Below are 22,836 nucleotides of genomic sequence, written 5' to 3'. Positions count from 1 at the left end.
CGCTTCCGGCTTTCGTTCCGGGATTGGGGAAGGACTTTCCTTCATTTCGGCCTCCGTTGAGGGAGCACCCAGAACCTGAACAGGAATTATCTTCTTGCGGGTATCCGTGTACCATTTGGCAAATAGGTTATAAGGCACTTTGTTAGACATACAAAATTTCTCAATAGAAACACCCGCAGGGATCCCTTCCAATTTATAGCGCAAAAATAGACGCTCAAAATCATTGTAACTATACATAAACTTGGATTTTGATTTAACGAAAGCAAAGATCTGGATTTTATATCGGTTATACTATACGGCATTTTTGGACGCTAACGCAAATCCTCTTAATTTATCAATATAATCTAATCTATTGTTCATGCATTTTCTAATAAATATTTATTAGCTCTCTCCTTTAATAATGTTATTTTTTCTTTAACAGTATTCCAGTCAATTTCTTCATTTGCACATGGTAGGGAATTTCGATCTATAATTCTATTACAAAGATTCAAAGATTCTAATAAAGCTTTAGCTCGTATGTCTCCACCATCTCCTTTAAAGAAGGCAAAGAAGCGCGTTTCCAACAAAATTGATAGCGCCGTTCCATGAAATGAAGAAGTTATTACACAAAATGCATTATGAACCAAATTCAGAAATTCTTTGGGACCAGCGACACATTGAGATATACCATCTTGAAAGCTATTGGCATAGAAATCACAGGAAATTACTTTGCAATGATGAATAGTCCCCAAAGATTTGGCATAATTCATCAAAGCATCGTCATCTCGCCCTTGATAAACCAATATGTATTTTTCTGATTCTATAGGCTTATCTAAAAACACACTCCAACTCTTCTTATCCAATAAAAGAGTGGGATCTACTACGGTTACTGCATCATTTACGCCATACTCACTCAACGTATTCTGCAAATCAACTTCCCTAACTGAAATTGAATCAAATCTTTTTATTGCTTCTAATACTTCTGGAATGTTAGTTTTAAACTTATTCACATCTCCAGCGCTTGCAGCATAAGTAATCACACGACCTTTAAAATTGGGAAATTGTCCATACCAAACACTATCCTTACCATTAAAGGTCTCACTCCAAACTTGGTCACTTCCAATAATAATCGTATCTAATGATGAGATAACTGAACTCAATTGATCATAATTCTTGCATTTTTTTGATAAATTGAGATGTAAATCGGAAAATTCTAAGAATTTATCAAATTGTCTCTGTAGCTTACTCGTGAATGATATGTATCTATTTAAAGATAAAATAGGATGCCTATTAACAAATGTACGTAAATTAACCTTTGGCCTTTTGGAGGCTAAATAAAAAGGGGTATAATTTATTATTGTGACATTAAAGCCTAACGATTCTAAATGCTTTTGCAAAGCATAGCACTGCAGAACTGCGCCATAATTGTAAGCACAATGAAATGTTAGTATACCAATATTCATGTTAATCTGATTATAAGTATTGTTATCTGCTTTATTTGTAAAACATCTAATTACTTCTCCCCAATACGAGTATACTTATATCCAAGTTCTTCCAATTCCTCGCGATTCCAGATGTTGCGTCCATCTACAATCACTCGACCATGCATTACTTTACAAATTACATTCCAAGTAGGCAGGCGGAATTGGCGCCATTCAGTCAAAAGCAACAAAGCATCTGCACCATCAGCACAATCATAAAGGTTTTCAGTATAGGTCACCACATCACCAATACGACGTTTGCATTCGGGCATGGCAATGGGGTCAAATACACGTACATTGGCACCAACTTTCAGTAATTTATCAATCACAACCAATGCAGGAGCCTCGCGCATATCATCGGTTTCGGGTTTGAATGCCAAACCTAACATAGCAACAGTTTTGCCATTAAGTTCAGGCATCATCTTTAAGAGTTTATCATATACAATACTCTTCTGACGTTCGTTGACACGCTCTACGGCTTCGATTACTTCCATGTGGTAATCATTATCCATACCGGTGTGAACCAAAGCTTTTACGTCTTTAGGAAAACAAGAACCACCATAACCGCAACCAGCATAAAGGAACTTCTGGCCGATACGAGCATCTGCACCAATACCTTTACGAACATGGTCTACATTAGCACCCACACGTTCGCACAAGTTAGCAATGTCGTTCATAAAGCTAATACGAGTAGCAAGCATAGCATTGGCTGCATACTTAGTCATTTCAGCACTTGGAATATCCATGAAAATAACACGGAAATTATTGATTAAGAAAGGTTGGTACAGCTTAGTCATAACCTCTTCAGCCTTCTTGCTTTCAGTACCTACAACTACTCGGTCGGGACTCATAAAGTCCTTGATGGCTGCACCTTCTTTTAAGAATTCGGGGTTTGAAGCTACATCAAAAGGAACTTGTACACCACGTTTGTCCAATTCTTCTTGGATGGCGGCTTTCACCTTTTGTGCAGTACCTACAGGTACAGTCGATTTAGTAACTAAGATGGTATATTTATGGATATTTTTCCCAAATTGACGTGCAACTGCCAATACATATTTTAAATCTGCCGATCCATCCTCATCTGGAGGTGTACCTACAGCAGAGAACACGACCTCTACATCATCTAGAACCTCGGTAAGATCTGTCGTAAAATTCAAACGACCATAACTAACATTACGTTTCACTAACTCTTCCAAACCAGGTTCGTAAATAGGCATTTCGCCAGCTTTTAGTTTGTTGATTTTGTTGACATCTACATCAACACATGTTACATGGGCACCCATTTCTGCAAAACAAGTACCAGACACCAAGCCTACATAGCCTGTGCCGACAATAGCAATATTCATTTTTTGTGTACTATTTATTATTATTCATTATATCCATTGAGAAGAAAAAAGGAAAAATAAATTTAAGAAATATACAAAAATAGAATTTTCTTTAGAACTATCTTGATGTTAAAAATGATATTCCTTTTTATCTTCCTAGTCCTATATCTCCAGCCTACATCTCCATAGTGATACATAACATATTTAAAGCCATGCTTAGCAAAATCTCTTTCAAAATCCATACGCTTAGGATGTATTTCCGACGGATGCTGTAAATTAGGCTGAATACAGTTCTCTATTTTTGCAGGAATAAAATCTAAATCATTCTTCACTGCTTCAAATAATCTGCGTCCTTTTTCTGTATTTACGAAAACCAACGATACACCTTTATCATCTTTGTTTATATTTGGATCTGTTTTCTGCCACCCCCAATAGTCAGCTATTGTGATATCACTAGGTCTTCGAGTATTACAAAAATGGCACTTACCACATGAATAACGGAATGTAATGTACTGATAAAATAAATATGTAAAGCTCATTTTATCCCCTCCATTAACAAATTTAAATGTTTCATGATGGGCGGCCCAACCATATGCTTGTTTATCTCTGAAGTTTACCCAACTGATCTTATCACCTTGTTCCTTTTCTAGATAGCACAAATAGCTATCCCACAACTTGGGTCCAGGTACACCATGACATACAATATCTAACAGATAAAGATTCTCACGAAGTTTTTTACCTACATAAGAATTGAGCCCTGATGTTTGGCAGGGGGTTCCTGAAAACAAAACGATTTTACCACCCTTAAGATCTTGTTTGACTTGTCGAAAAACGCCAGTCAAATCACTCTGTACGTACTTACTGCCTTTAAATTCATTACGTTCTTCCTTCGTCGTAGCACGTTTATGCACCACCCGAAAATGGTCGGCATAACCTGCACCATATACTACACCATCATGTTTTAATATCCAATCTGATATAGCTATAAAAGCTGCCCCACTGCGGCTAGTTTCTACTTCGCTCATATCTTTGTGCCGTGCTGCATAGGCTTCTGGTCGTGGCAGATTAAGCGAGGTGTCATAATTATCATTGAAAGCACATACCTTCTCGCATAAGCCACAGTCTGTACACTTGTCTTTGTCTACTACAGGGTAGAGAAAGCCTAATGCATCGGGCTGCATGGTGATGGCATTGTGCACACAGACACTCGCGCAAGCCGTACATCCGCAACAATCTGCAGGATTTGTGATTTGAATCATATGAATATGTAAAGTGATTATTTATTGAAGATTTTGTTTTGAATCTGACTGACCTTGTTCTTAATAAATATACGTTCTTGAGTAGTACATCCAATATAATATACAGATACTGATACAGAAAACACACATAATAAGCAAATAAGAATAAAACTGATGAATCCTTCTCTCAAATAATAAGATGCAATCATCGGAAGGATTACAGCACATACACTTACTGAAAGGACATTGAAATATACATTATGTAAATAATGGCGAGCTTTTAAACCTATCAAACCTCGGAGCATGTATAACCGTGATGCCAAGCAGCATTGCGAAATGACAATAGCTACAATAAGCACTGTTTCAGGTATCCACCCCATTCGCAACAATACATAAGAGATAGGTAGATTCATCATTTGAAGCCCTCCCACTACTAATTGATAATTACGAATTCTACCTGTAGCCAACATGACCGTAATCAAAGGGTTTGAAATAGACTCGCTCAAAGCAAATATTAAAGTAAGTTGAGCAAATAAAACTGTATGTTCTGGCACTTCTTTCAACCACAGCTGCAATATATAAGGTGTGTTACAGATAATGGGCAATGACAAAAAGAGGAGCATAAAAAATGACAGCCGTGCACCTTGATAGATGAGCGTCATCATATATGCACGATTACCAGATGCATAACTTTTAGTAATTTGCGGATTCACAGCTGTCATGAAGTTACTTACAAACCCCATAACAGCGCCATTGATTTGGCTAGCTATACCTCGTGCAGCATTTACTGTGGGACCACAAAACAGGTTGATTACTATATTTCCTCCTTGGTCGCGAAGCAAAGCCGATGAAGCCCCAATGAAATTCCACCCAGCAAAGCCAAACATGTTTTTCAGTAAGCTTAAATCCCACATCCAATGGAATGTGCATTCCTCGAAATAGCGTTTGCAATAGATGCCATAAATTAAGCGTAGCAGAAACGCGATAGCTGCTTGTAGGATGGAGTAGAAGATCAATACATCAAACGGGGTTATCTGGATTAAATATGCGATAGCCAACTTACCAATAGCTTCCACAATGCTTATGTAAGCAAAGGCTGACATGCGTTCGTGGGCAATGATGGCAGCATTGTAGGGAACGCTGATTAGGTTCACCACAAAGGTAAGGATAGAGAATTGCAGGACCCAGTTGGCCGCAACCATCCGGTCGACCGGAATGACCATCTTGGCATTCAGAAACCAAACGCCTACGGTCTCGGCTAAGAGCACAATGACGGCTCCCAAAAAAAATTGGATGGTAACTGCTGATGAAAATATCTTCTCTAGTTTTTCCTTGTTACCCGTGCCTAATTCATATGTAATAAATCGGCTGATGGCTGCAGATAAAGATCCAGAAAGCATGGAGAACATAGCCACCAAGCCACCCACTACATTATAAATACCGAAGTTATCTACACCTAGGGCCAAAAGTACCACTCTACTTGTATAGAGGGATATTACCATCAGGAACAGCATCCGAAAATACAGCAACAAGGTATTTTTCGCTATCCGTTTGTTGTTAGCTTGTTGTTTGTTCATTTATTATAAGTTATGCTATAATCTTTTCTTTTCTAGCTATATATATTAAGCAAAGAGTTGATACTAAAACTATTAAAGGACGGATATAAGCGTAAACCGACTCAGCATTTGAGCCATCTTGTAATATTTTACTTGAAACTTCCTGTGAATTAGCCCACAACTTTCACTAGTCTTCCTTTACCTTATGTTCTCCATACCCGTAACCATAGCCATAACGCTTACCATAACCATAGTATTTACCATATTTACCGTAACCGTAATAATAACCATATTTCTTCTTTTGGAGATCAAGACCATTAATAACGGTACAGATATTGGGAAGTTTATTATCAACAGCCAACTCATTAATCAAGGTAAACTCCGCTTTCCGGGTATAATCTGCACGGCATACATAAACAGATAAGTCAGCCACACGACCTATAAGCAAAGTATCGGTCACCATACCAACAGGAGCAGTATCCAAAATCACATAGTCAAAGTTCTCTTTCAAAGCTTCAATCGCTTTATCTAATCCATCACGAGCCAGTAATTCCGTAGGATTAGGTGGTACTGTTCCACCTGGAAGAATATATAAATTCTTACTGAAATCTGAAATCTGAACAAAATCCATTAGATTTTTCTCTGGATTCGACAGATATTGGGTGATTCCTTGCTCCTTTCGAGGGATATTAAAAATCTTATTCAAACCGGGTTTACGAATATCAAGCCCTACAATTACTACCCTCTTTCCTAACAGAGATAGACTAATCGCAAGATTTGAAGAAATAAAAGACTTACCCTCACCACTAACTGTCGAAGTCACTAAAATTACTTTCTGATCATTCTCAAGCATAAACTGAAGGTTAGTACGGATATTACGGAAAGTTTCGCTCATTAAAGTATTCTGATTCTCAAAAACAGCAATAGAACCAGCTTTTTCGCTGGTTAACGGTACATCACCGACAATAGGTAACCTTGTTAATTTCTCAACATCGCCACGACCTTCTATTTTAAATTTAGTCAGATCAATTAAGAAAATAGTACCGACAGGCAACCCCACTCCTACCACTAAAGCAATTAAGTAGATTATCCTAGGCTTAGGAGATACTGGCCCACCTTCAACCGCCGGCTCATCAATAATCTTCGCATTATTCGCAGTAGCGGCTAAAGTAATAGCATTCTCTTCACGTTTCTGCAAAAGCATCAAATAAAGCCCAGCCTTGATTTCCTGCTGACGTGCAATACTTACATACTGCCGTTCTTGCCCCGGAGCATCACTGATACGACGGGAAAAACGACTGGACTCACGATCCAAATCAGCCTTCACGATAAGCAAGCCTTGTAAAGTCCCATCAATAGCAGCTTTTACATTTGCTTTCATGGCACGAATACTTGTATCCAGATTTACAATCATCGGATTACTCTCCGTAGAAGTACGGAGTAAACGCTTACGCTCAATAATCAATTCATTATAACGATCTATTTGAGTAGTTAGCCCATTATCAGATAAACCGATATTACTAGGTAACACCTCATACTCATTCGACGGATTATTGATATATTTATTAAGATCACGAACTAAATTAATTTGAGTTCCATTTTCTACACGTTTTCTTTCATATTCAGCATTTCCCGATACTGCTAATTGGGCATCACTACTGATATCCGTCAATCCTGCATTTCTTTTAAAAGCTTCCAGTTTATCCTCTGTAGTACCAAGTTCCTCATCAATAATCTTAATACGTTCATTGATAAACTCTCTCGTCTTTTCGGCAACCTCATTTTTATCATTATTCGTATTCCGATTATACATTTCCATTAACTTATTGATAAAGTCCTGTCCTCGCTGTATATTCGTATTCATCAATGAAACAACTGCTACAGAAGTCGTTTTTGAGGTAGGTGCTATTTCCAATGCCCACTGATATCCTTTTGCCACTCCAAAAGGCTGACTAACTACAGCACTGATATTTCGTACTACACTTTGCCCTACTATCTTCCCATTTGATAAAGAATCTTTCAATGTAAACCCAAATGTCCCTGCATCCGTAGGTAACACCGCTGGAAGTTTATCAAAATGCTTATTATATTCATTCAAGCCTATCTTTAGATTTACATCCAAACCACCTTCTGGAGATAACTTCATATCAACCAAAGCTGCATTTGACAATTTATCCGCCTCTTGTGCCGTCAAATTCACAATTATGGGAGAGGTTTTATACAGCTCCTTTTTAGGAAACTCATCCTCATCATAATAAGTAATATAAAGTTCGAGATTATTAATAACTTCTTTCAATATTGTCTTTGAACGTAGTACTTCTATCTCGTTATCAATACTCTGCGCAGAAGTAATCATTCCACCTAATCCCAAACTTTCTATATCAGCAGCATTTCCGCTCCCACTCTTTTTATCATCTTTAATCATGATAGAAGCAGAAACCTGATACACAGGAGTCTGAAAATGTAAATACATCCAAGCACCAACCAAACAAGCTAAAACGGAAGCAACAAACCAAGGCCAGTGAATTATATACTTAAAGAGAATTTCCTGATAATTTACTTTCTCTTCGTCTAATTCACTCATATTATTGTTATACGAATTCTCTTTCATTACTAATTACTTATTTAATAAAATTACCAATATATTTGCAAGTGAAAACAAGATAGAAGTAGCAGAAACCCACAATCCCGTACTAGTTCCAATATTCGAATTCTTAGCCTTAGTCTTATTAGGTGTCACATAAATTACATCATTCTGTTGTAGCTGATAATAAGGAGACAGTACCGTTTCAGCCTTATTCAAGTCCATAGTAATAATTTCCTGCTTGTTATCTTGCCCTGTCCGGATCAGTTTCACATTATCACGCATACCATAAATGGTCAAATCACCTGCCATTGCAAGAGCTTCCAAGAGATTAATCTTCTCGTTAGAGACTACAAAACTGCCAGGCTTGGTAACTTCCCCCAATACCGAAATCCGATAATTAACAATACGCACAGTTACAAGCGGTGCTTCTTTCAAATAAGCCTTCAATTTCTCTATAATCAAGTTTTCTATTTCCAGTTTAGTCAATCCACCTACATGAATCTCACCCAATACTGGAAAGTTGATATTCCCCTGATTATCTACCAAATATTGCTGTAGAGCAGATGACGCGGTTCCTTGTCCCACCGTCTTTCCCTCCATTCCACTAGCAGTACCCGAATTTACCAGATTGAAAGGTGCAGCCAGTTCCGGAGTAAAACAAGACACGGCAATCGTCAACAAATCCTTTGGCATTACCTTCACACCTGTCTGACGAACACTCTGTTCTGTATCATTCACAAAAGCCGTATCCTGCAAATAAGGCACTTTCTTATATGATTGGCAGGATACCAGCAAAAAAGCAAGTAACGCACCCAAAGTCAATCGTTTCAGTTTTCTCATAACCACCTACTCATGTAATTTTACAACTATTGATTTAATCTTTATTCAATTTCCAATTCCTCACCTAATAAGCCTCTTTATCCCCGCGGATTACATTATACACAGTCTTATACATGATATATAAATCCAAAAGAAACGTCCAATGCTCAATATACCAGATGTCACGTTGCACACGTCCTTCCATCTGCCAAAGCTCCTTCGTTTCTCCACGGAAACCTGTCACTTGTGCCCAACCTGTAATACCAGGCTTTACAAAATGACGAACCATATATTTATTTATTAAATGAGAATATTCTTCTGTGTGCTTCAACATGTGCGGACGGGGACCCACTAAAGACATATCCCCCTTCAGGACATTAATAAATTGGGGAAGTTCATCCACATTCGTCTTGCGAATCAGATTACCGATACGGGTTTTACGAGGATCACATTCCGTAGCCTGAAGCGTATCACTTTGTGCATTCACCCGCATTGAACGAAATTTATAGCACCAAAATTCACGACCATCCTCACCACTTCGTTTCTGTTTGAAAAAGACAGGTCCAGGAGAACTTATCTTTATAGCCAGTCCCACAATGATGTATATAATCGGGAAAAGAGTACAAAGGAACAGTAGCGAGCAAACAATATCAAAGCTACGTTTCACAATACGATTTTCCAATAACTCAAGTGGCTCACGACGGATAGAAAGTACCGGGACATTACCTAACATTTCAAAATACATTCTCCGTTTCAGATAGTTCCGGACATTGGGAACGCTGAAAAAACGAATTAGATGATTCTCGCAATAGTTGATAATCGGCACAATTTCAGTACTACGGGCGGAAGGAAGACTGCAATAAAGCTGATCTACCTTTCCCGCATTACGGGTCAAATAATCAACAGCTTCGCACGGCTGTCCCAAATAAGCTATATTCATAGGATAGCGGTCTGATGGAAAATCTTCAAAATATCCTAGTACACGATATCCGGATGTCGGATCATCCGTCATGGAATGATAAAGTTCCTGCATATTTTCATGGCTACCCACCAGTACTACCTTTCGAACATTTTCCCCACTTTTACGATAAAGCTCCAGAATAGATCGAAACGTCAGGCGATAAGAAATAATAACGATAATGAGAACTACATAAAATGCCCCCAGCTGACGCAGGTTAACACATTCAAAATGGAATATGTACGAAAGCCCCAGTACTATCAATACAAAAGGAATCATATTCCGGGCCACCCGAAGCATGATTTGTTCCGGGCGAACCACCGGACGATGAAGGATCACTCCTGAACGGATGTTGCAAACCAGATAACATAAAGTCATCAAAGCCATGTTCTGGAAAAGAGGCATGGAAAACTCAAAAGGAGAACGGTTTCCCCAAAGAGAACCAAACACCCACAACAGTAAGTTCAGTAAGATGATGTCCCCTGAAAGGACAAAAGATTTTAGGACTTTATTAAAACGTTGGACTTCCTGCATTACTTTATTCTTGATTTAGATTTTCATCCATATCCTCATTTTTCTCCCTATACTCAATATAAAGTTCTCCCCATTCTACCATTTTGGCTCGAAACTCTTCTTTTGTGAGATTGTCATAGTAATAGGAAAAAAGACGGGTAAAATCACTTAGACGTAAATCTCCCCAGATGTCATCTTGTAATAAGTGGGTTTTCCCATGTGGATTTCTTTACGCATAGCCTCTATTGACAAGTGAGCACGTTCAAACTGCTCTGCGATGAAATGGCCCAGTACGGGATGATTAAATTTTTTCATGTTTATAATTTTATTAGTTGTTAAATACATTGTATTATATGTTAATTTTATGCATATCCGTTCAGACATGTCTGAACGATATATTTAAAAGCTATTTCTACCTTCGCACCGCGTTTTGAAAATTCAAGGCGATAACTTCAAATAATAAACATTATGACAAACGATTTTAGAATGTCTTATTTCATGCCTCCCATTGCTCCCATCAAAAATGAACAGGGACGGATTGTTACTCCTGCAACACTTATTCCCTCTTGCGAAGTCTCCGTAGAACAAGTTTTTCAAATAATAACCTGCAACGAGAATCTCAAAATTCTGACCGAACAAGTACGCAATTCCGGAGATATACGGACAGCAAAAGCATCACTATTGCCTTATGTGACTCCCTGTGGTACGTTCTCGCGTCGCAACAGCAAATGTTTCGTAGCTTCTTCACATCTGGTGGTGGTAGATATCGACCATCTCGATTCCTATCAGGAGGCAGTGGAAATGCGCAGTACATTGTTTAATGACCACCTTCTGCATCCTGTACTCACGTTTATCAGTCCCAGCGGACGGGGTGTGAAAGCAGTCGTACCCTACGATCATTTACCCATGGCTAACGACACAAACAGTATCATCGAAAATATGAAACTGGCAATGATGTTCACTGTGTTGCTCTATGGTACTGAAACACCTCCTCCATTCGGAGAAAAACGCAAAGGGGTAGACTTTTCCGGTAAGGACATTGTTAGGTCTTGTTTTCTTAGTCATGATCCGGGAGCGTTGTTTAGAAACAACAAATAATTAGATATTAAAAACTATAAATTAAAATTATGGACGAAATTGAATCGTTATGCCGCCTCTGTGAGGCGGTTGAAACTGCAGGAGCGGATATTGCCCCTACGTATGCTGAATATGTACAACTGGCGTTCGCCATCGCAACGGATTGCGGAGAAGCGGGACGCGAGTTTTTCCATCGGTTGTGCCGGGTGTCTGCCAAGTACGAACGGGAACATGCCGAACGGATATTCTCTAACGCACTTACTACCCGGCATGGAGATGTCCATCTGGGCACTGCATTCCATCTTGCTGAAAGGGCGGGTGTGACTCTCTGCAAAGAGGAAATGATGAACCACCGGAAAAATGCAAAAAATGCAGGAAATGCACCGTCCAAAAATCTCACACACACGCACGTGTATAATAAGGTGGACAATGAAGAACCGGACGAATCCGAAGAGCTGCAGGACGGGAGTGACCCGAACCAGCCATTGCCCTCTTTCACCGAAGCGGACTGGCCGAAAATCCTGTTGCTCATCATGAGTTATGCCACCAGCCCCACACAACGCGATGTCATGCTGCTCGGAGCATTGACCGCCATAGGTGCCAGCATGGAGCGATATGTGAGATGTCCATACGCCGGCAAACTCCAGTCTCCTTGCCTGCAAAGTTTTATTGTGGCTCCTTCCGCCTCGGGTAAGGGAATTCTTTCGTTCATCCGGCTGCTTGTAGAGCCTATTCATGACGAGATCCGCCAAAAAGTAGCGGAAGAGGTCAAGGCCTACAAAAAAGAGAAAGCCGCCTATGATACCATGGGAAAGGAGCGCTGCAAAGTGGAAGCTCCTCAAATGCCCAAGAATAAAATGTTTCTCATCTCGGGCAATAACACCGGAACAGGTATTCTGCAAAATATCATGGATGCCAACGGCACAGGACTTATCTGCGAAACCGAAGCGGATACCATCTCCGCTGCTATCGGTTCTGAATACGGACACTGGAGCGATACACTCCGCAAAGCATTCGACCACGATCGTCTGTCGTACAACCGGCGCACCGACCAGGAATACCGGGAGGTAAAGAAAAGCTATCTCTCCCTCCTGCTTTCCGGCACACCCGCACAAGTAAAACCACTCATTCCCTCGACAGAGAACGGTCTTTTCTCGCGCCAGCTGTTTTATTATATGCACGGCATATGGACATGGATCAACCAGTTTGAAAGTGGCGAAACCGATCTGGAAGCCATCTTCACAGGCATAGGCCTGGAATGGAAAAAGCAACTGGACCTGATGAAAGCACACGGGCTTCATACGCTCCGGCTCACTGATGAGCAAAAGCAAGAGTTCAATGCCCTCTTTGCCGATCTGTTTTTCCGCTCGGGACTTGCCAACGATAACGAAATGAGCAGTTCCATAGCCCGACTGGCTGTCAATACATGCCGTATCATGGCAGAAATAGCTATGATTCGTGCATTGGAATGCGACCAGCCTTATCAGTTCAAGGATTCTTCCTCCCCTCTGCTGACCCCTGACAAGGAGATTGCCGCCGATAATATCAAAGACGGCATTATCACCCGTTGGGATGTGACAATCACCGCTGAAGATTTCCATGCGGTGCTGGAGCTTGTAACTCCGCTCTATCGTCATGCCACACATATCTTGTCTTTTCTTCCTTCCACAGAGGTCAAACATAGAGCCAATGCCGACCGGGATGCACTTTTTGAAATGATGGGCAACCAGTTCACCCGCGCACAGTTGTTGGAGCAGGCTGAAAAGATGAAAATCAAACCTAACACTGCTCTTAGCTGGCTGAACCGTCTGATAAAAAAAGGATTGCTTATCAATACAGACGATAAAGGCGTTTATACGCGCACGCATGTGTGCGTGTGTTAGGGAACCCTCGGAAAAAGTGCATTTTTTGCATTTATATAACAACAGGACGTTTCATGAATCCTAAAGCGGCGCTTTAGAGGTGGTAAAGCATAGCTTTACGATTGCTAAAGCGGTGCTTTACTTTTCCGCTCTTCTAAGGTTCTCCCAAGGCATCTACAATCACTCTCACCTCCAACGGGGTGAATGAGCGGCGCTTTGATTCGTAACCTAAGTCGTACAGGCGTTGCAGAAGTCCGGGACATAAAGAGATCCATTTCTTCATCTTTCGATATGCAGCAATGTCAGTTAGTTCCGGAGAATAAAGTTGAGCCAGTTCCATGCGACCGTAGGCGCGTATTTTGAATTCGTTCATGATGAATAAGTTTCTGATTTACAATTACAAAAATAACAAAACATATTCACATATCCTACGTTTTTCCATTGAATAACCGACCGTTACTGCGCATAATTGACAACAATCGCGTGCAACTGTAGACTATTGATTTCTGCGGGTTTCAGGGTTGTATCTTTGTATCGTCGAAAGGGAAAAGAATCCCCCGGACACAATGTTTAACCCTTTAATTTATTGTTTTATGATTCGTTACAAAATTTATCAAAACCAACAGCAAAAAGGCCTGAATGCAGGCAAGTGGTTCGCCCGTGCGGTAAGCGACGAGACGTTTGATTTGGCTAAGCTTGCCGAACACATGTCAAAACACAATTCACCGTATTCCGGTGGTGTCATCAAAGGTGTGCTTTCCGACATGGTAGACTGCATCAAGGAACTGCTGCTCGACGGCAAATGTGTGAAAATCGACGACCTTGCCATCTTTGGTGTGGGCATCCGCAGTAAGGCAGCTGATACGCTGGAAGATTTCTCATTGGAGAAAAACATCACTGGTATGCGTCTGAAAGCCCGTGCTACCGGTAATTTGTCAACCACCAACCTGAAACTCGACAGCCAGTTGAAACAGCAGGCCGAATATCAGAAACCAACAACTGCCGGAGGAGGTTCTGATTCGGGTGATACCCCTGATCCGAAACCGGATGGTGGCGGTGAAGCGCCTGATCCGGCTGCTTAATCCTAAATCCTTTATTTTTAATCTTTAAAAAAGTAACATCATGAGTAATTCATCTTCTCCCCGCTCCGTATGGAGCTTCATCATCAAAGTGATTATCACCGTTGCCACCGCTATCGGAGGTCTGATCGGAGTACAGAGCTGTATGTAGCCTTATGCGTACCATCACTCTGATTATCATTCATTGCAGTGCCACGCCGGAAGGAAAGTCCCTTTCGGCGGAGGCTTGCCGTCAAGATCATATCCTTCACCGGAGATTCCGTGACATCGGCTATCATTTCTACATCACCCGGGATGGAGAAATCTACCAAGGCCGTCCTCTGGAAAAGGTCGGGGCACACTGCCGTGACCATAACACCCATTCGATAGGTATTTGTTACGAAGGAGGGCTGGATATGGCGGGACGTCCCAAAGACACGCGTACATTGGCACAACGGGCTTCTTTGCTCGGTCTGCTCCGCGAATTGAGGAAAATATTTCCTAAGACGTTGATTGTAGGCCATCATGATTTGAATCCGATAAAGGAGTGTCCGTGTTTTAATTGTACGGAGGAGTACCGGGAATTAGATGGTATTATCTAAGTATATTGACCAGCAAACTGGCAATAGATACCAGAATGGAAAATCCCGAAACCCACATCGTCGTACTTGTTCCGATGTCTGCGCTCTGCGCTTTGGTTTTATTAGGAGTGACATACAGGATGTCATTCTGTTGCAACTGATAGTAAGGAGATAATAACAAATCCGCGTCGTTCAGGTTGAGTGTAACAAACTGTTTATGCCCATTCCTGTCTTCGCGGATTAGTTTTACATTATCACGAACACCATAAATAGTCAAATCTCCTGCCATGGCAAGGGCCTCGAGCACATTGATCTGCTCATTCACTACCGGATAAACACCGGGAGAGGCCACTTCGCCCAAAACGGAAATTTTAAAACCGGACATACGGACTACTACCGTAGGTCTTTCTTTCACGTAAGATTTCAGTCTATCCGTTATCAGGTTTTCAGCTTCACGACTTGTTAAACCGTTCAAAGGAAGTTTACCTAAAACCGGATAATTGATATTTCCCTGATCGTCCAATAGAAACGTACTGCCTTGCGCATTGAAAGGCTGCGAAACAACCGGATCGGAAGTGGAAACAAGAATGGAAACTTCATCACCCGGTATCAGTCTTGCGTCCTGAACAGGCGCAACTTGCGTATTCGCCTGTTTCAAAATCTCCGCATCCTGCAAGTAAGGTACTTTCTTATAGGACTGGCAAGCCGAGAGAAAGAAGAAAAAGAATATCAGTGCAAAAGCACCGGATAATTTCGTATTCATGTAAATGGTGGATAAATGATGACGGGATTAGTTTTTCTCGCAGACAGCCTCGACATAGCCAATAGGCATATTAACGCAAGCGCATCCCAGCATATTCAGCCGGACGGCAATCTTGCTTTTGCCATCGACATTGACCAGTTCACCAACCAGCCCGGTCAGAGGTCCTTTCACAACACGGACCTTCTCACCACGTGCCAAAGGAGAGCTGTTCATACAAATAGCTTCCTCGGAATAGTCGAGCATGAAACGGAAACGAGCCATCTGCTCATCTGGAATCACCGCCGGAGAGCTCTCACCACGCATCACCATATAACGGCTCACTGTAGAAAAACCCAGAACTTCTTTGCGTTCTTTCGGATTTACGTGCACAAACACCATCATTGGAAGAAGGACAGACTCAACTACCTTGCGCCGGTCACTCCACTGATGAATTTCTTGTTGGACAGGGACGAAATTCTCGATCCCCATTTTGTCTAAACGTTCGGCTACCTTCTTCTCGTGGTGCATACGAACCAGAGCAACATACCAGCGTTTAGAGTGTGCTACGCCTTCCCCTGTCCCATCGCTAGGCCCAGCACTAAGTGATTTTGGTTTTGTTAAAATCATGTTTTTTTACCTCATGTTATTCCGTTACTTCTTAGGTAACGGACAATACACACACAAGGCGCGCGTCTCTATAAAAATGGAAATCACATATAGGAATAGGGCACAAGAAAGGAACTGCCTAATACTCAACAGGAAAAATCCAGAGATTAGGCAATAAAAAGTTTAGAACATGAAAATAAAGTTATTTCATGTTCGGATAGTTTTTTTCCTATATTTCAGATAAAACGAAAAAAAGTGGAAGAATATTTGCTTACTATTTATGTTTTTGTCTATCTTTGCGTCAAATTTAAGTTCCGTTACCTAAGAAGTAACACACATACTTTAGTTCTGAATACTAATACTTTGCACTTTTTGCCCTGCCTACACAACAGTTTTTAATGTAAGATAAATTCCCTTTATTTACCTCTGTACGTTCTTTAAGTCCAAAGCCTTTCAAATAGATTTGTGTGGTTTTTATAGATTTATGGCCCAATGATTCACTAATCATTTCAATAGGTACTCCCCGATACTTCGCTGTCGTTGCCCAAGAATGGCGAAGTGTATAGGAAGTGACTGGAGATTGCAAATGCAAGGCTCTTGCCAAGTCCTTCAAACAATTATTGAATTGGCGAAGAGCGGACTGATATTCCCGGTACCCTCTTTCATCCAGACGTTTTTGATCGCCGCTAAGGATGTCAAACAGATAATCCGGACAATCGGGTTGTGCATCTTCCCTATTGCGAAGCTGGTTAATCATTTCTCTGGCTGTATCAAGCACTTCCACACTCATCGGGGTTTTAGTTTTGATACGGTTGTATCGCAACACATTCTGTTCCAAAGCTGATTTCTCCAGGTGAGCCAGATCAGCGAACGACATTCCACAAAACTGGAACATCAGGGCAGCAATAGCCTGTGTACGACGCAAACGCTCCGACTTGGGGTCCTCATACAGAAGCTTATGCAATTCGACAGCAGGCAGGGCCTTCTTCTGGCGAACATCGACACCGGTATAAACATCATGAAACAGTCGCGGCACATAAGGCGCAATGCCCGCTTCTACTCCCCGGTTATAAATACTACGAAGCATACGCATATACGTAGAGATCGTGTTGGGTTTCAAGCCACACTCGTAAAGATACTGCCCGTAGCGTCGTAAACTTTCCCGGGTGACTTGTCTGAACGACACATTGAGCGTGCCGCAAAACTTGCTGAAAGAGAAGAGGGCATTCTTGTAGACATGCGCCGTAGAATAGCGTCCCTCCTTTCGCAAACGGCCGATGTAGAACTCTGCACATCGGCTAAATCCATTTTTGTTCCTCATTACATCACTAGTTATTTTATATATTATGCCATTTGGCAAGCGGCAAAAGAACGAATCTTTTTGTGTGTTCCAGATAAACTTTTTAATAAATATAGTTAAAGAGTTTTTTGCCGTTTTTATTCTATTAGTAATAAAAAAAGTCATCCGGCTTTGCCCATCATGAGGATGAAACAAAGTCGGATGACCTTCATTTTGTACGCTATTATCTTATACGTATGTTTCCAGCAATTTCACACTTCCTCCTTCGGGAGTGATAGTGACATCTTGCGTGGTAGCAGGCAACAGGATAGATTCTCCTGCACTAACAGTCAGTTCATTACCTTCATTGTCTCTCATTGTACATGATCCTTCCATACAGATAAAGATCACGAATGAATCGAGTTCGGAATAGTCACAACTGATTTCTTCAGTCATGTCATACAGAGAAGTCGTGAAGTAAGTGCAGGCAACCAGTTCTACCGGTTCGTCCTTCAACGGTTCGTATTTAGTACGATAGTCATCCAATACTTCGTAGTTGATGGCTTCACGGGCTAAATCGGTGTGAAGTTCGCGGGTTTTACCATTCGCATCTTTACGGTTGAAATCGTAGATACGATAAGTTATATCAGAAGTTTGCTGAATCTCGGCGATGAAAGAACCTGCCCCGATGCTGTGCACACGTCCGGCAGGAAGGAAGAATACATCACCCGGATGAATTTCATATTCCTGCAATACGTCGGTAATCGTATTGTTCAACACGCGTTCTTTATATTCTTTCGGGGTAATCTGTTCAGAGAATCCTGAACGCAATTTAGCTCCTTTGTCGGCATCTACCACATACCACATCTCGGTTTTTCCCATCGAATTGTGGCGTTTCTTCGCCAACTCATCTGTTGGGTGTACCTGGATTGACAAATCCTGTTTGGCGTCGATGAACTTAATGAGCAGTGGGAATTTATTGCCGAAACGGGCATAATTCGCTTCACCAACCAGTTCCTCACGATACTTTCTTACCATATCGGCCAAGGTTAAACCTTTATCCGGGCCATTAGCCACTACGGATTCATTGTTCTCAACACCGGAAATCTCCCAGCTTTCTCCTACTCCTTTCAAGTCTGAATTCAAATGCTTGAACGGAATAATTTTGTCGCCCCCCCAAAGCGTCTGCTTCAGAATAGGTTCGAATTTTAATGGATACATTTTTGTTTTTCTTGTTATAAACTTAGATTAAATTCGCTCGGATTGTTACAATCCGGGAACAAACATACAAAAAATAGTTCAGTTTTTAAGAAAAGGAGGATGAAAATTCATTTAAGAAATCATCTTTTGTCCTTGCATCCAAAGAAGATGAAGTAATAAAGCTAAACTTTCCTAAAGCACCTGTCATATTTAGTCGGAATAATTTGTGAGTAAGAAAGAATTTCCCTTTATTTGCAGGAAATTTTTAATAATACCAGACATGAATAACACATTCCCAACAGAAGGGAATCTATCAGGGCTCAGCCGGAAAGATTTCCAAAAGGATATAAATGATAAGAAAACTGATTTATTTATCCTCAAAAACACAAAGGGAATGGAAGTAGCTGTAACCAATTACGGATGCGCCATTCTTTCTATCATGGTACCGGACAAAAACGGTAAGTATGCTAATGTAATCCTCGGACACGACAGCATCGACCACGTCATCAACAGCCCGGAACCTTTCCTAAGCACTACTATCGGACGCTACGGCAACCGTATCGCGAAAGGAAAATTCACCTTGTTCGGCGAAGAACATGAACTCACGATTAACAACGGACCTAACTCTCTACATGGTGGACCTACCGGTTTCCACGCCCGTGTTTGGGATGCTGTCCAGATTGATGAGAGCACAGTGCAATTCAACTATGTTTCTGCTGACGGCGAAGAGGGATTCCCCGGCAATCTGGAAGTGGAAATGACTTACCGCCTGGAAAATGAAGTAAATGCACTGACTATCGAATACCGCGCTACCACCGACAAAGCTACAGTCGTTAACTTGACTAACCACGGTTTCTTCAACCTCGCCGGTATTTCCAACCCTACTCCTACCGTTAACAACCACATCGTTACGATCAACGCTGATTTCTATACGCCTATCGACGAAGTTTCTATCCCTACCGGTGAAATTGCCAAAGTAGAAGGTACTCCGATGGATTTCCGTGCTCCGCACACTGTAGGCGAACGTATCGACGACAAATTCCAGCAACTGATTTTCGGTGCAGGATATGACCACTGTTATGTACTGAACAAGATGGAAAGCGGTTCGCTCGACCTGGCTGCCACTTGCAAGGACCCGGAAAGCGGACGTATCATGGAAGTATATACCACCGAAGCGGGGGTACAACTCTATACGGGCAACTGGCTCAACGGATTTGAAGGTGCACACGGAGCTACATTCCCTGCCAGAAGCGCTATCTGCTTTGAAGCACAGTGTTTCCCGGATACTCCGAACAAACCTCATTTCCCATCGGCTACCTTGCTGCCGGGTGATGAATACCAACAGATCACTGTCTACAAATTTACGGTAGAAGAATAAGATTTGAAAAATAACTAACCTAATTTTATAAACTAACATTTTTTTTGAACCATGACACAAGAAAAAAAGAACGGTAATCTCGTCGCAATTATCACGATGTTCTTCATCTTTGCGATGATCTCTTTCGTAACAAACCTCGCTGCTCCATTCGGAACAATCTGGAGAAATGAATATGCGGGTTCGAACACTTTAGGTATGATGGGAAATATGATGAACTTCCTGGCTTACCTGTTTATGGGAATTCCTGCCGGTAACATGCTCGTTAAGATCGGTTACAAGAAGACTGCTTTGATTGCAATGGCAGTAGGTTTCCTCGGTTTGTTCACACAGTATCTTTCCAGCTTATTCGGAGCAGGTGCTGAAGTATTCGCATTCGGTGAGTATGTTATCAAATTAAACTTTGTAATCTATCTGCTTGGTGCATTCATCTGCGGTTTCTGCGTTTGTATGCTTAACACAGTGGTAAACCCGATGTTGAACCTTCTCGGTGGCGGTGGTAACAAAGGTAACCAGTTGATTCAGACTGGTGGAGCTCTTAATTCTTTGTCTGGTACATTGACTCCGCTTTTCGTAGGTGCTTTGATCGGTACTGTTACTTCAAGTACTGCTATGTCTGACGTTGCTCCTCTGCTCTTCGTTGCTATGGGTGTATTCGTTGCTGCATTTATCGTTATCTCATTTGTTGCTATTCCTGAACCACACCTTCAGAAAGGTGGAGTGAAGAAAGAAAAATTCTCTCACAGTCCATGGAGCTTCCGTCACACTTTACTGGGTGTAATCGGTATCTTTATTTATGTAGGTATTGAAATTGGTATCCCGGGTACACTGAACTTCTATCTTGCCGATTCAAGCGATAAAGGTGCCGGTATCATGATGAACGGTGCTGCTATCGGTGGTGCTATCGCTGCTATCTATTGGTTGCTGATGCTTGTGGGACGTACTGCAAGTAGTGCTATCAGTGGTAAGGTTTCCAGCCGTGCACAGTTGATCGCTGTTTCTGCTACTGCTATCATTTTCGTATTGATCGCTATCTTCACTCCGAAAGATGTAACGGTTTCAATGCCGGGTTATACTGTAGGTGAAGGCTTTATGATGGCACAGGTTCCTGTAAGTGCCTTGTTCCTTGTACTTTGCGGTCTTTGTACTTCTGTAATGTGGGGTGGTATCTTCAACCTTGCAGTAGAAGGCTTAGGAAAATATACAGCACAGGCTTCCGGTATCTTTATGATGATGGTTGTTGGTGGTGGTGTATTGCCGTTGATCCAACAAAGTATCTCTGACTCTGTAGGTTATATGGCTAGCTACTGGTTGATTATCGCTGCTCTGGCTTACCTGTTGTTCTACGGCTTGGTAGGTTGCAAGAATGTAAATAAGGATATTCCTGTGGAATAATCACATAGAATAGAATTCAATTTATTCACCTTTAAAATATAAATATCATGGATACAGAATACGTAAGAAGTCGATTCATTAAACACTTTGACGGAACTACTGGATTTTTATATGCTTCTCCGGGCCGTATCAACCTGATCGGTGAACACACTGACTACAACGGTGGATTCGTTTTTCCGGGAGCGGTAGACAAAGGGATGATTGCTGAAATCAAACCTAACGGTACTGACAAAGTAAAGGCTTACTCTATCGACTTGAAGGATTATGTAGAATTTGGTTTGAATGAAGAAGATGCTCCACGCGCCAGCTGGGCAAGATATATTTTCGGTGTATGCCGTGAAATGATTAAACGTGGCGTTGATGTGAAGGGATTCAATACTGCTTTCGCAGGTGATGTGCCTCTGGGTGCAGGTATGTCTTCTTCTGCCGCTTTGGAAAGTACGTATGCTTTCGCACTGAACGAACTGTTCGGTGAAAACAAAATAGATAAATTTGAATTGGCTAAAGTTGGCCAGGCTACAGAACATAATTACTGTGGTGTGAACTGCGGTATTATGGACCAGTTTGCTTCCGTATTCGGTAAAGCTGGTAGCTTGATCCGTCTGGATTGCCGTTCACTGGAGTATCAGTATTTCCCATTCCATCCGGAAGGTTATCGTCTGGTTCTGATGGATTCAGTTGTGAAACACGAATTGGCTTCTTCTGCTTATAACAAGCGTCGCCAAAGCTGTGAAGCTGCTGTTGCCGCTATCCAGAAAAAACATCCGCACGTAGAATTCCTGCGCGACTGTACAATGGCTATGCTAGAAGAAGCGAAAGCTGATATCAGCGCTGAAGACTATATGCGTGCAGAATATGTAATCGAAGAAATCCAACGTGTACTCGATGTTTGCGAGGCATTGGAAAAGGATGATTACGAAACTGTAGGTAAGAAGATGTACGAAACTCATCACGGCATGAGCAAGTTGTACGAAGTAAGCTGCGAAGAACTCGACTTCCTGAATGACTGCGCTAAAGAGTACGGTGTAACCGGTTCACGCGTTATGGGTGGCGGCTTCGGTGGTTGTACTATCAACCTTGTTAAGGATGAGTTGTACGATAACTTCGTTGAAAAAACAAAAGCTGCTTTCAAAGCTAAATTCGGCAGAAGCCCGAAAGTGTATGACGTAGTAATCGGTGACGGTTCTCGTAGACTGGAATAAGAA

At 41.5% G+C, this 22,836-nt stretch carries 21 protein-coding genes and 1 pseudogene; 8 read left to right on the top strand and 14 right to left on the bottom strand.

Translation table 11 applies throughout. From position 1 onward, the window contains the following. From HMPREF0106_RS28365 to HMPREF0106_RS27575, 9 genes and pseudogenes are all read right to left on the bottom strand, one after another. Positions 1 to 237 (bottom strand): annotated as a pseudogene (locus HMPREF0106_RS28365) (hypothetical protein); the annotation flags it as partial. Positions 238 to 356: 119 nt separating this feature from the next. Then, entirely contained in the window at positions 357 to 1,442 is a 1,086-nt protein-coding gene (locus tag HMPREF0106_RS01875; RefSeq protein WP_009041122.1) for a polysaccharide pyruvyl transferase family protein, read from the bottom strand. A 50-nt stretch (positions 1,443 to 1,492) separates the two neighbouring features. Then, positions 1,493 to 2,806 (bottom strand): UDP-glucose dehydrogenase family protein, encoded by a 1,314-nt coding sequence (locus tag HMPREF0106_RS01880; protein ID WP_009041121.1) that lies wholly within the window; start codon positions 2,804 to 2,806, stop codon positions 1,493 to 1,495. A 62-nt stretch (positions 2,807 to 2,868) separates the two neighbouring features. Then, a complete protein-coding gene (locus HMPREF0106_RS01885; RefSeq protein WP_032851641.1) occupies positions 2,869 to 4,044 on the bottom strand; it encodes a Coenzyme F420 hydrogenase/dehydrogenase, beta subunit C-terminal domain in 1,176 nt (391 codons plus the stop codon). A 17-nt stretch (positions 4,045 to 4,061) separates the two neighbouring features. Continuing rightward, positions 4,062 to 5,600 carry an MATE family efflux transporter gene (locus HMPREF0106_RS01890; protein WP_009041119.1) on the bottom strand — a complete coding sequence of 513 codons (1,539 nt, stop codon included), beginning with the start codon at positions 5,598 to 5,600 and terminating at the stop codon, positions 4,062 to 4,064. A gap of 166 nt (positions 5,601 to 5,766) precedes the next feature. Continuing rightward, positions 5,767 to 8,190, bottom strand: a complete 2,424-nt coding sequence (locus HMPREF0106_RS01895; RefSeq protein WP_009041118.1) for a GumC family protein — start codon at positions 8,188 to 8,190, stop codon at positions 5,767 to 5,769. 6 nt (positions 8,191 to 8,196) lie between these two features. Continuing rightward, positions 8,197 to 9,012: a polysaccharide biosynthesis/export family protein gene (locus tag HMPREF0106_RS01900; protein ID WP_009041117.1), complete on the bottom strand. Its 816-nt coding sequence runs from the start codon at positions 9,010 to 9,012 to the stop codon at positions 8,197 to 8,199. A gap of 58 nt (positions 9,013 to 9,070) precedes the next feature. Beyond that, positions 9,071 to 10,477 carry an undecaprenyl-phosphate glucose phosphotransferase gene (locus tag HMPREF0106_RS01905; protein WP_009041116.1) on the bottom strand — a complete coding sequence of 469 codons (1,407 nt, stop codon included), beginning with the start codon at positions 10,475 to 10,477 and terminating at the stop codon, positions 9,071 to 9,073. 147 nt (positions 10,478 to 10,624) lie between these two features. Continuing rightward, positions 10,625 to 10,771 (bottom strand): hypothetical protein, encoded by a 147-nt coding sequence (locus HMPREF0106_RS27575; RefSeq protein ID WP_162487412.1) that lies wholly within the window; start codon positions 10,769 to 10,771, stop codon positions 10,625 to 10,627. Between the two features lie 153 nt (positions 10,772 to 10,924). Between HMPREF0106_RS27575 and HMPREF0106_RS01910 the strand changes: the two genes are divergently transcribed. After that, complete coding sequence (locus tag HMPREF0106_RS01910) at positions 10,925 to 11,554, top strand: BT4734/BF3469 family protein (protein ID WP_009041114.1); 630 nt, start codon at positions 10,925 to 10,927, stop codon at positions 11,552 to 11,554. Positions 11,555 to 11,583: 29 nt separating this feature from the next. After that, the gene (locus tag HMPREF0106_RS01915) at positions 11,584 to 13,416 is read left to right on the top strand and encodes a DUF3987 domain-containing protein (protein WP_009041113.1); all 1,833 of its coding nucleotides are present in this window, start codon (positions 11,584 to 11,586) and stop codon (positions 13,414 to 13,416) included. A 133-nt stretch (positions 13,417 to 13,549) separates the two neighbouring features. Here the strand turns inward: HMPREF0106_RS01915 and HMPREF0106_RS01920 are convergent, their stop codons facing one another. Continuing rightward, on the bottom strand, positions 13,550 to 13,768 hold the full coding sequence (locus tag HMPREF0106_RS01920) for a DUF4248 domain-containing protein (protein ID WP_004297475.1): 219 nt from the start codon (positions 13,766 to 13,768) through the stop codon (positions 13,550 to 13,552). A gap of 220 nt (positions 13,769 to 13,988) precedes the next feature. Here HMPREF0106_RS01920 and HMPREF0106_RS01925 point away from each other — a divergent pair, with 220 nt between their 5' ends. From HMPREF0106_RS01925 to HMPREF0106_RS01930, 3 genes are read left to right on the top strand one after another with little or no spacing between them, the layout of a single operon-like run. After that, entirely contained in the window at positions 13,989 to 14,477 is a 489-nt protein-coding gene (locus HMPREF0106_RS01925; protein WP_004307288.1) for a DNA-binding protein, read from the top strand. Between the two features lie 40 nt (positions 14,478 to 14,517). Then, complete coding sequence (locus tag HMPREF0106_RS27265) at positions 14,518 to 14,625, top strand: smalltalk protein (protein WP_004297473.1); 108 nt, start codon at positions 14,518 to 14,520, stop codon at positions 14,623 to 14,625. Positions 14,626 to 14,629: 4 nt separating this feature from the next. After that, entirely contained in the window at positions 14,630 to 15,055 is a 426-nt protein-coding gene (locus tag HMPREF0106_RS01930; RefSeq protein ID WP_004307289.1) for an N-acetylmuramoyl-L-alanine amidase, read from the top strand. Here HMPREF0106_RS01930 and HMPREF0106_RS01935 read toward each other — a convergent pair. The 4 genes from HMPREF0106_RS01935 to HMPREF0106_RS01950 all read right to left on the bottom strand — a co-directional run bounded on the left by HMPREF0106_RS01935 (position 15,048) and on the right by HMPREF0106_RS01950 (position 18,882). Continuing rightward, on the bottom strand, positions 15,048 to 15,797 hold the full coding sequence (locus HMPREF0106_RS01935) for a polysaccharide biosynthesis/export family protein (RefSeq protein WP_004307290.1): 750 nt from the start codon (positions 15,795 to 15,797) through the stop codon (positions 15,048 to 15,050). The two genes, HMPREF0106_RS01930 and HMPREF0106_RS01935, sit on opposite strands and share 8 nt — an antisense overlap. A gap of 27 nt (positions 15,798 to 15,824) precedes the next feature. Next, entirely contained in the window at positions 15,825 to 16,403 is a 579-nt protein-coding gene (locus tag HMPREF0106_RS01940; RefSeq protein WP_004307291.1) for a UpxY family transcription antiterminator, read from the bottom strand. Between the two features lie 334 nt (positions 16,404 to 16,737). Next, complete coding sequence (locus HMPREF0106_RS01945) at positions 16,738 to 17,703, bottom strand: tyrosine-type DNA invertase cluster 3b (protein ID WP_004307292.1); 966 nt, start codon at positions 17,701 to 17,703, stop codon at positions 16,738 to 16,740. A gap of 207 nt (positions 17,704 to 17,910) precedes the next feature. Continuing rightward, complete coding sequence (locus tag HMPREF0106_RS01950; protein WP_004309166.1) at positions 17,911 to 18,882, bottom strand: type I phosphomannose isomerase catalytic subunit; 972 nt, start codon at positions 18,880 to 18,882, stop codon at positions 17,911 to 17,913. Positions 18,883 to 19,141: 259 nt separating this feature from the next. Between HMPREF0106_RS01950 and HMPREF0106_RS01955 the strand changes: the two genes are divergently transcribed. Genes HMPREF0106_RS01955 through galK form a run of 3 tightly spaced genes read left to right on the top strand, consistent with a single transcriptional unit; the run spans position 19,142 to position 22,833 of the window. After that, entirely contained in the window at positions 19,142 to 20,239 is a 1,098-nt protein-coding gene (locus HMPREF0106_RS01955) for an aldose epimerase family protein (protein WP_004307294.1), read from the top strand. Between the two features lie 51 nt (positions 20,240 to 20,290). Continuing rightward, positions 20,291 to 21,631, top strand: a complete 1,341-nt coding sequence (locus HMPREF0106_RS01960; protein WP_004309167.1) for an MFS transporter — start codon at positions 20,291 to 20,293, stop codon at positions 21,629 to 21,631. Between the two features lie 47 nt (positions 21,632 to 21,678). Next, on the top strand, positions 21,679 to 22,833 hold the full coding sequence (gene galK / locus HMPREF0106_RS01965; RefSeq protein ID WP_004297463.1) for a galactokinase: 1,155 nt from the start codon (positions 21,679 to 21,681) through the stop codon (positions 22,831 to 22,833). The last annotated feature ends 3 nt before the right edge of the window (positions 22,834 to 22,836 follow it).

It is taken from the genome of Bacteroides sp. D22 (assembly GCF_000163675.1).
GTDB lineage: Bacteria > Bacteroidota > Bacteroidia > Bacteroidales > Bacteroidaceae > Bacteroides > Bacteroides xylanisolvens.
This window is presented reverse-complemented; position numbering and strand designations above follow the sequence as displayed.

Bases quoted from the DNA above. Each gene is read 5' to 3' on its own strand.
- HMPREF0106_RS01875 (WP_009041122.1), bottom strand. From the start codon at position 1,442: ATGAATATTGGTATACTAACATTTCATTGTGCTTACAATTATGGCGCA.
- HMPREF0106_RS01880 (WP_009041121.1), bottom strand. From the start codon at position 2,806: ATGAATATTGCTATTGTCGGCACAGGCTATGTAGGCTTGGTGTCTGGT.
- HMPREF0106_RS01885 (WP_032851641.1), bottom strand. From the start codon at position 4,044: ATGATTCAAATCACAAATCCTGCAGATTGTTGCGGATGTACGGCTTGC.
- HMPREF0106_RS01890 (WP_009041119.1), bottom strand. From the start codon at position 5,600: ATGAACAAACAACAAGCTAACAACAAACGGATAGCGAAAAATACCTTG.
- HMPREF0106_RS01895 (WP_009041118.1), bottom strand. From the start codon at position 8,190: ATGAAAGAGAATTCGTATAACAATAATATGAGTGAATTAGACGAAGAG.
- HMPREF0106_RS01905 (WP_009041116.1), bottom strand. From the start codon at position 10,477: ATGCAGGAAGTCCAACGTTTTAATAAAGTCCTAAAATCTTTTGTCCTT.
- HMPREF0106_RS27575 (WP_162487412.1), bottom strand. From the start codon at position 10,771: ATGAAAAAATTTAATCATCCCGTACTGGGCCATTTCATCGCAGAGCAG.
- HMPREF0106_RS01910 (WP_009041114.1), top strand. From the start codon at position 10,925: ATGACAAACGATTTTAGAATGTCTTATTTCATGCCTCCCATTGCTCCC.
- HMPREF0106_RS01915 (WP_009041113.1), top strand. From the start codon at position 11,584: ATGGACGAAATTGAATCGTTATGCCGCCTCTGTGAGGCGGTTGAAACT.
- HMPREF0106_RS01920 (WP_004297475.1), bottom strand. From the start codon at position 13,768: ATGAACGAATTCAAAATACGCGCCTACGGTCGCATGGAACTGGCTCAA.
- HMPREF0106_RS01925 (WP_004307288.1), top strand. From the start codon at position 13,989: ATGATTCGTTACAAAATTTATCAAAACCAACAGCAAAAAGGCCTGAAT.
- HMPREF0106_RS27265 (WP_004297473.1), top strand. From the start codon at position 14,518: ATGAGTAATTCATCTTCTCCCCGCTCCGTATGGAGCTTCATCATCAAA.
- HMPREF0106_RS01930 (WP_004307289.1), top strand. From the start codon at position 14,630: ATGCGTACCATCACTCTGATTATCATTCATTGCAGTGCCACGCCGGAA.
- HMPREF0106_RS01935 (WP_004307290.1), bottom strand. From the start codon at position 15,797: ATGAATACGAAATTATCCGGTGCTTTTGCACTGATATTCTTTTTCTTC.
- HMPREF0106_RS01940 (WP_004307291.1), bottom strand. From the start codon at position 16,403: ATGATTTTAACAAAACCAAAATCACTTAGTGCTGGGCCTAGCGATGGG.
- HMPREF0106_RS01945 (WP_004307292.1), bottom strand. From the start codon at position 17,703: ATGAGGAACAAAAATGGATTTAGCCGATGTGCAGAGTTCTACATCGGC.
- HMPREF0106_RS01950 (WP_004309166.1), bottom strand. From the start codon at position 18,882: ATGTATCCATTAAAATTCGAACCTATTCTGAAGCAGACGCTTTGGGGG.
- HMPREF0106_RS01955 (WP_004307294.1), top strand. From the start codon at position 19,142: ATGAATAACACATTCCCAACAGAAGGGAATCTATCAGGGCTCAGCCGG.
- HMPREF0106_RS01960 (WP_004309167.1), top strand. From the start codon at position 20,291: ATGACACAAGAAAAAAAGAACGGTAATCTCGTCGCAATTATCACGATG.
- galK (WP_004297463.1), top strand. From the start codon at position 21,679: ATGGATACAGAATACGTAAGAAGTCGATTCATTAAACACTTTGACGGA.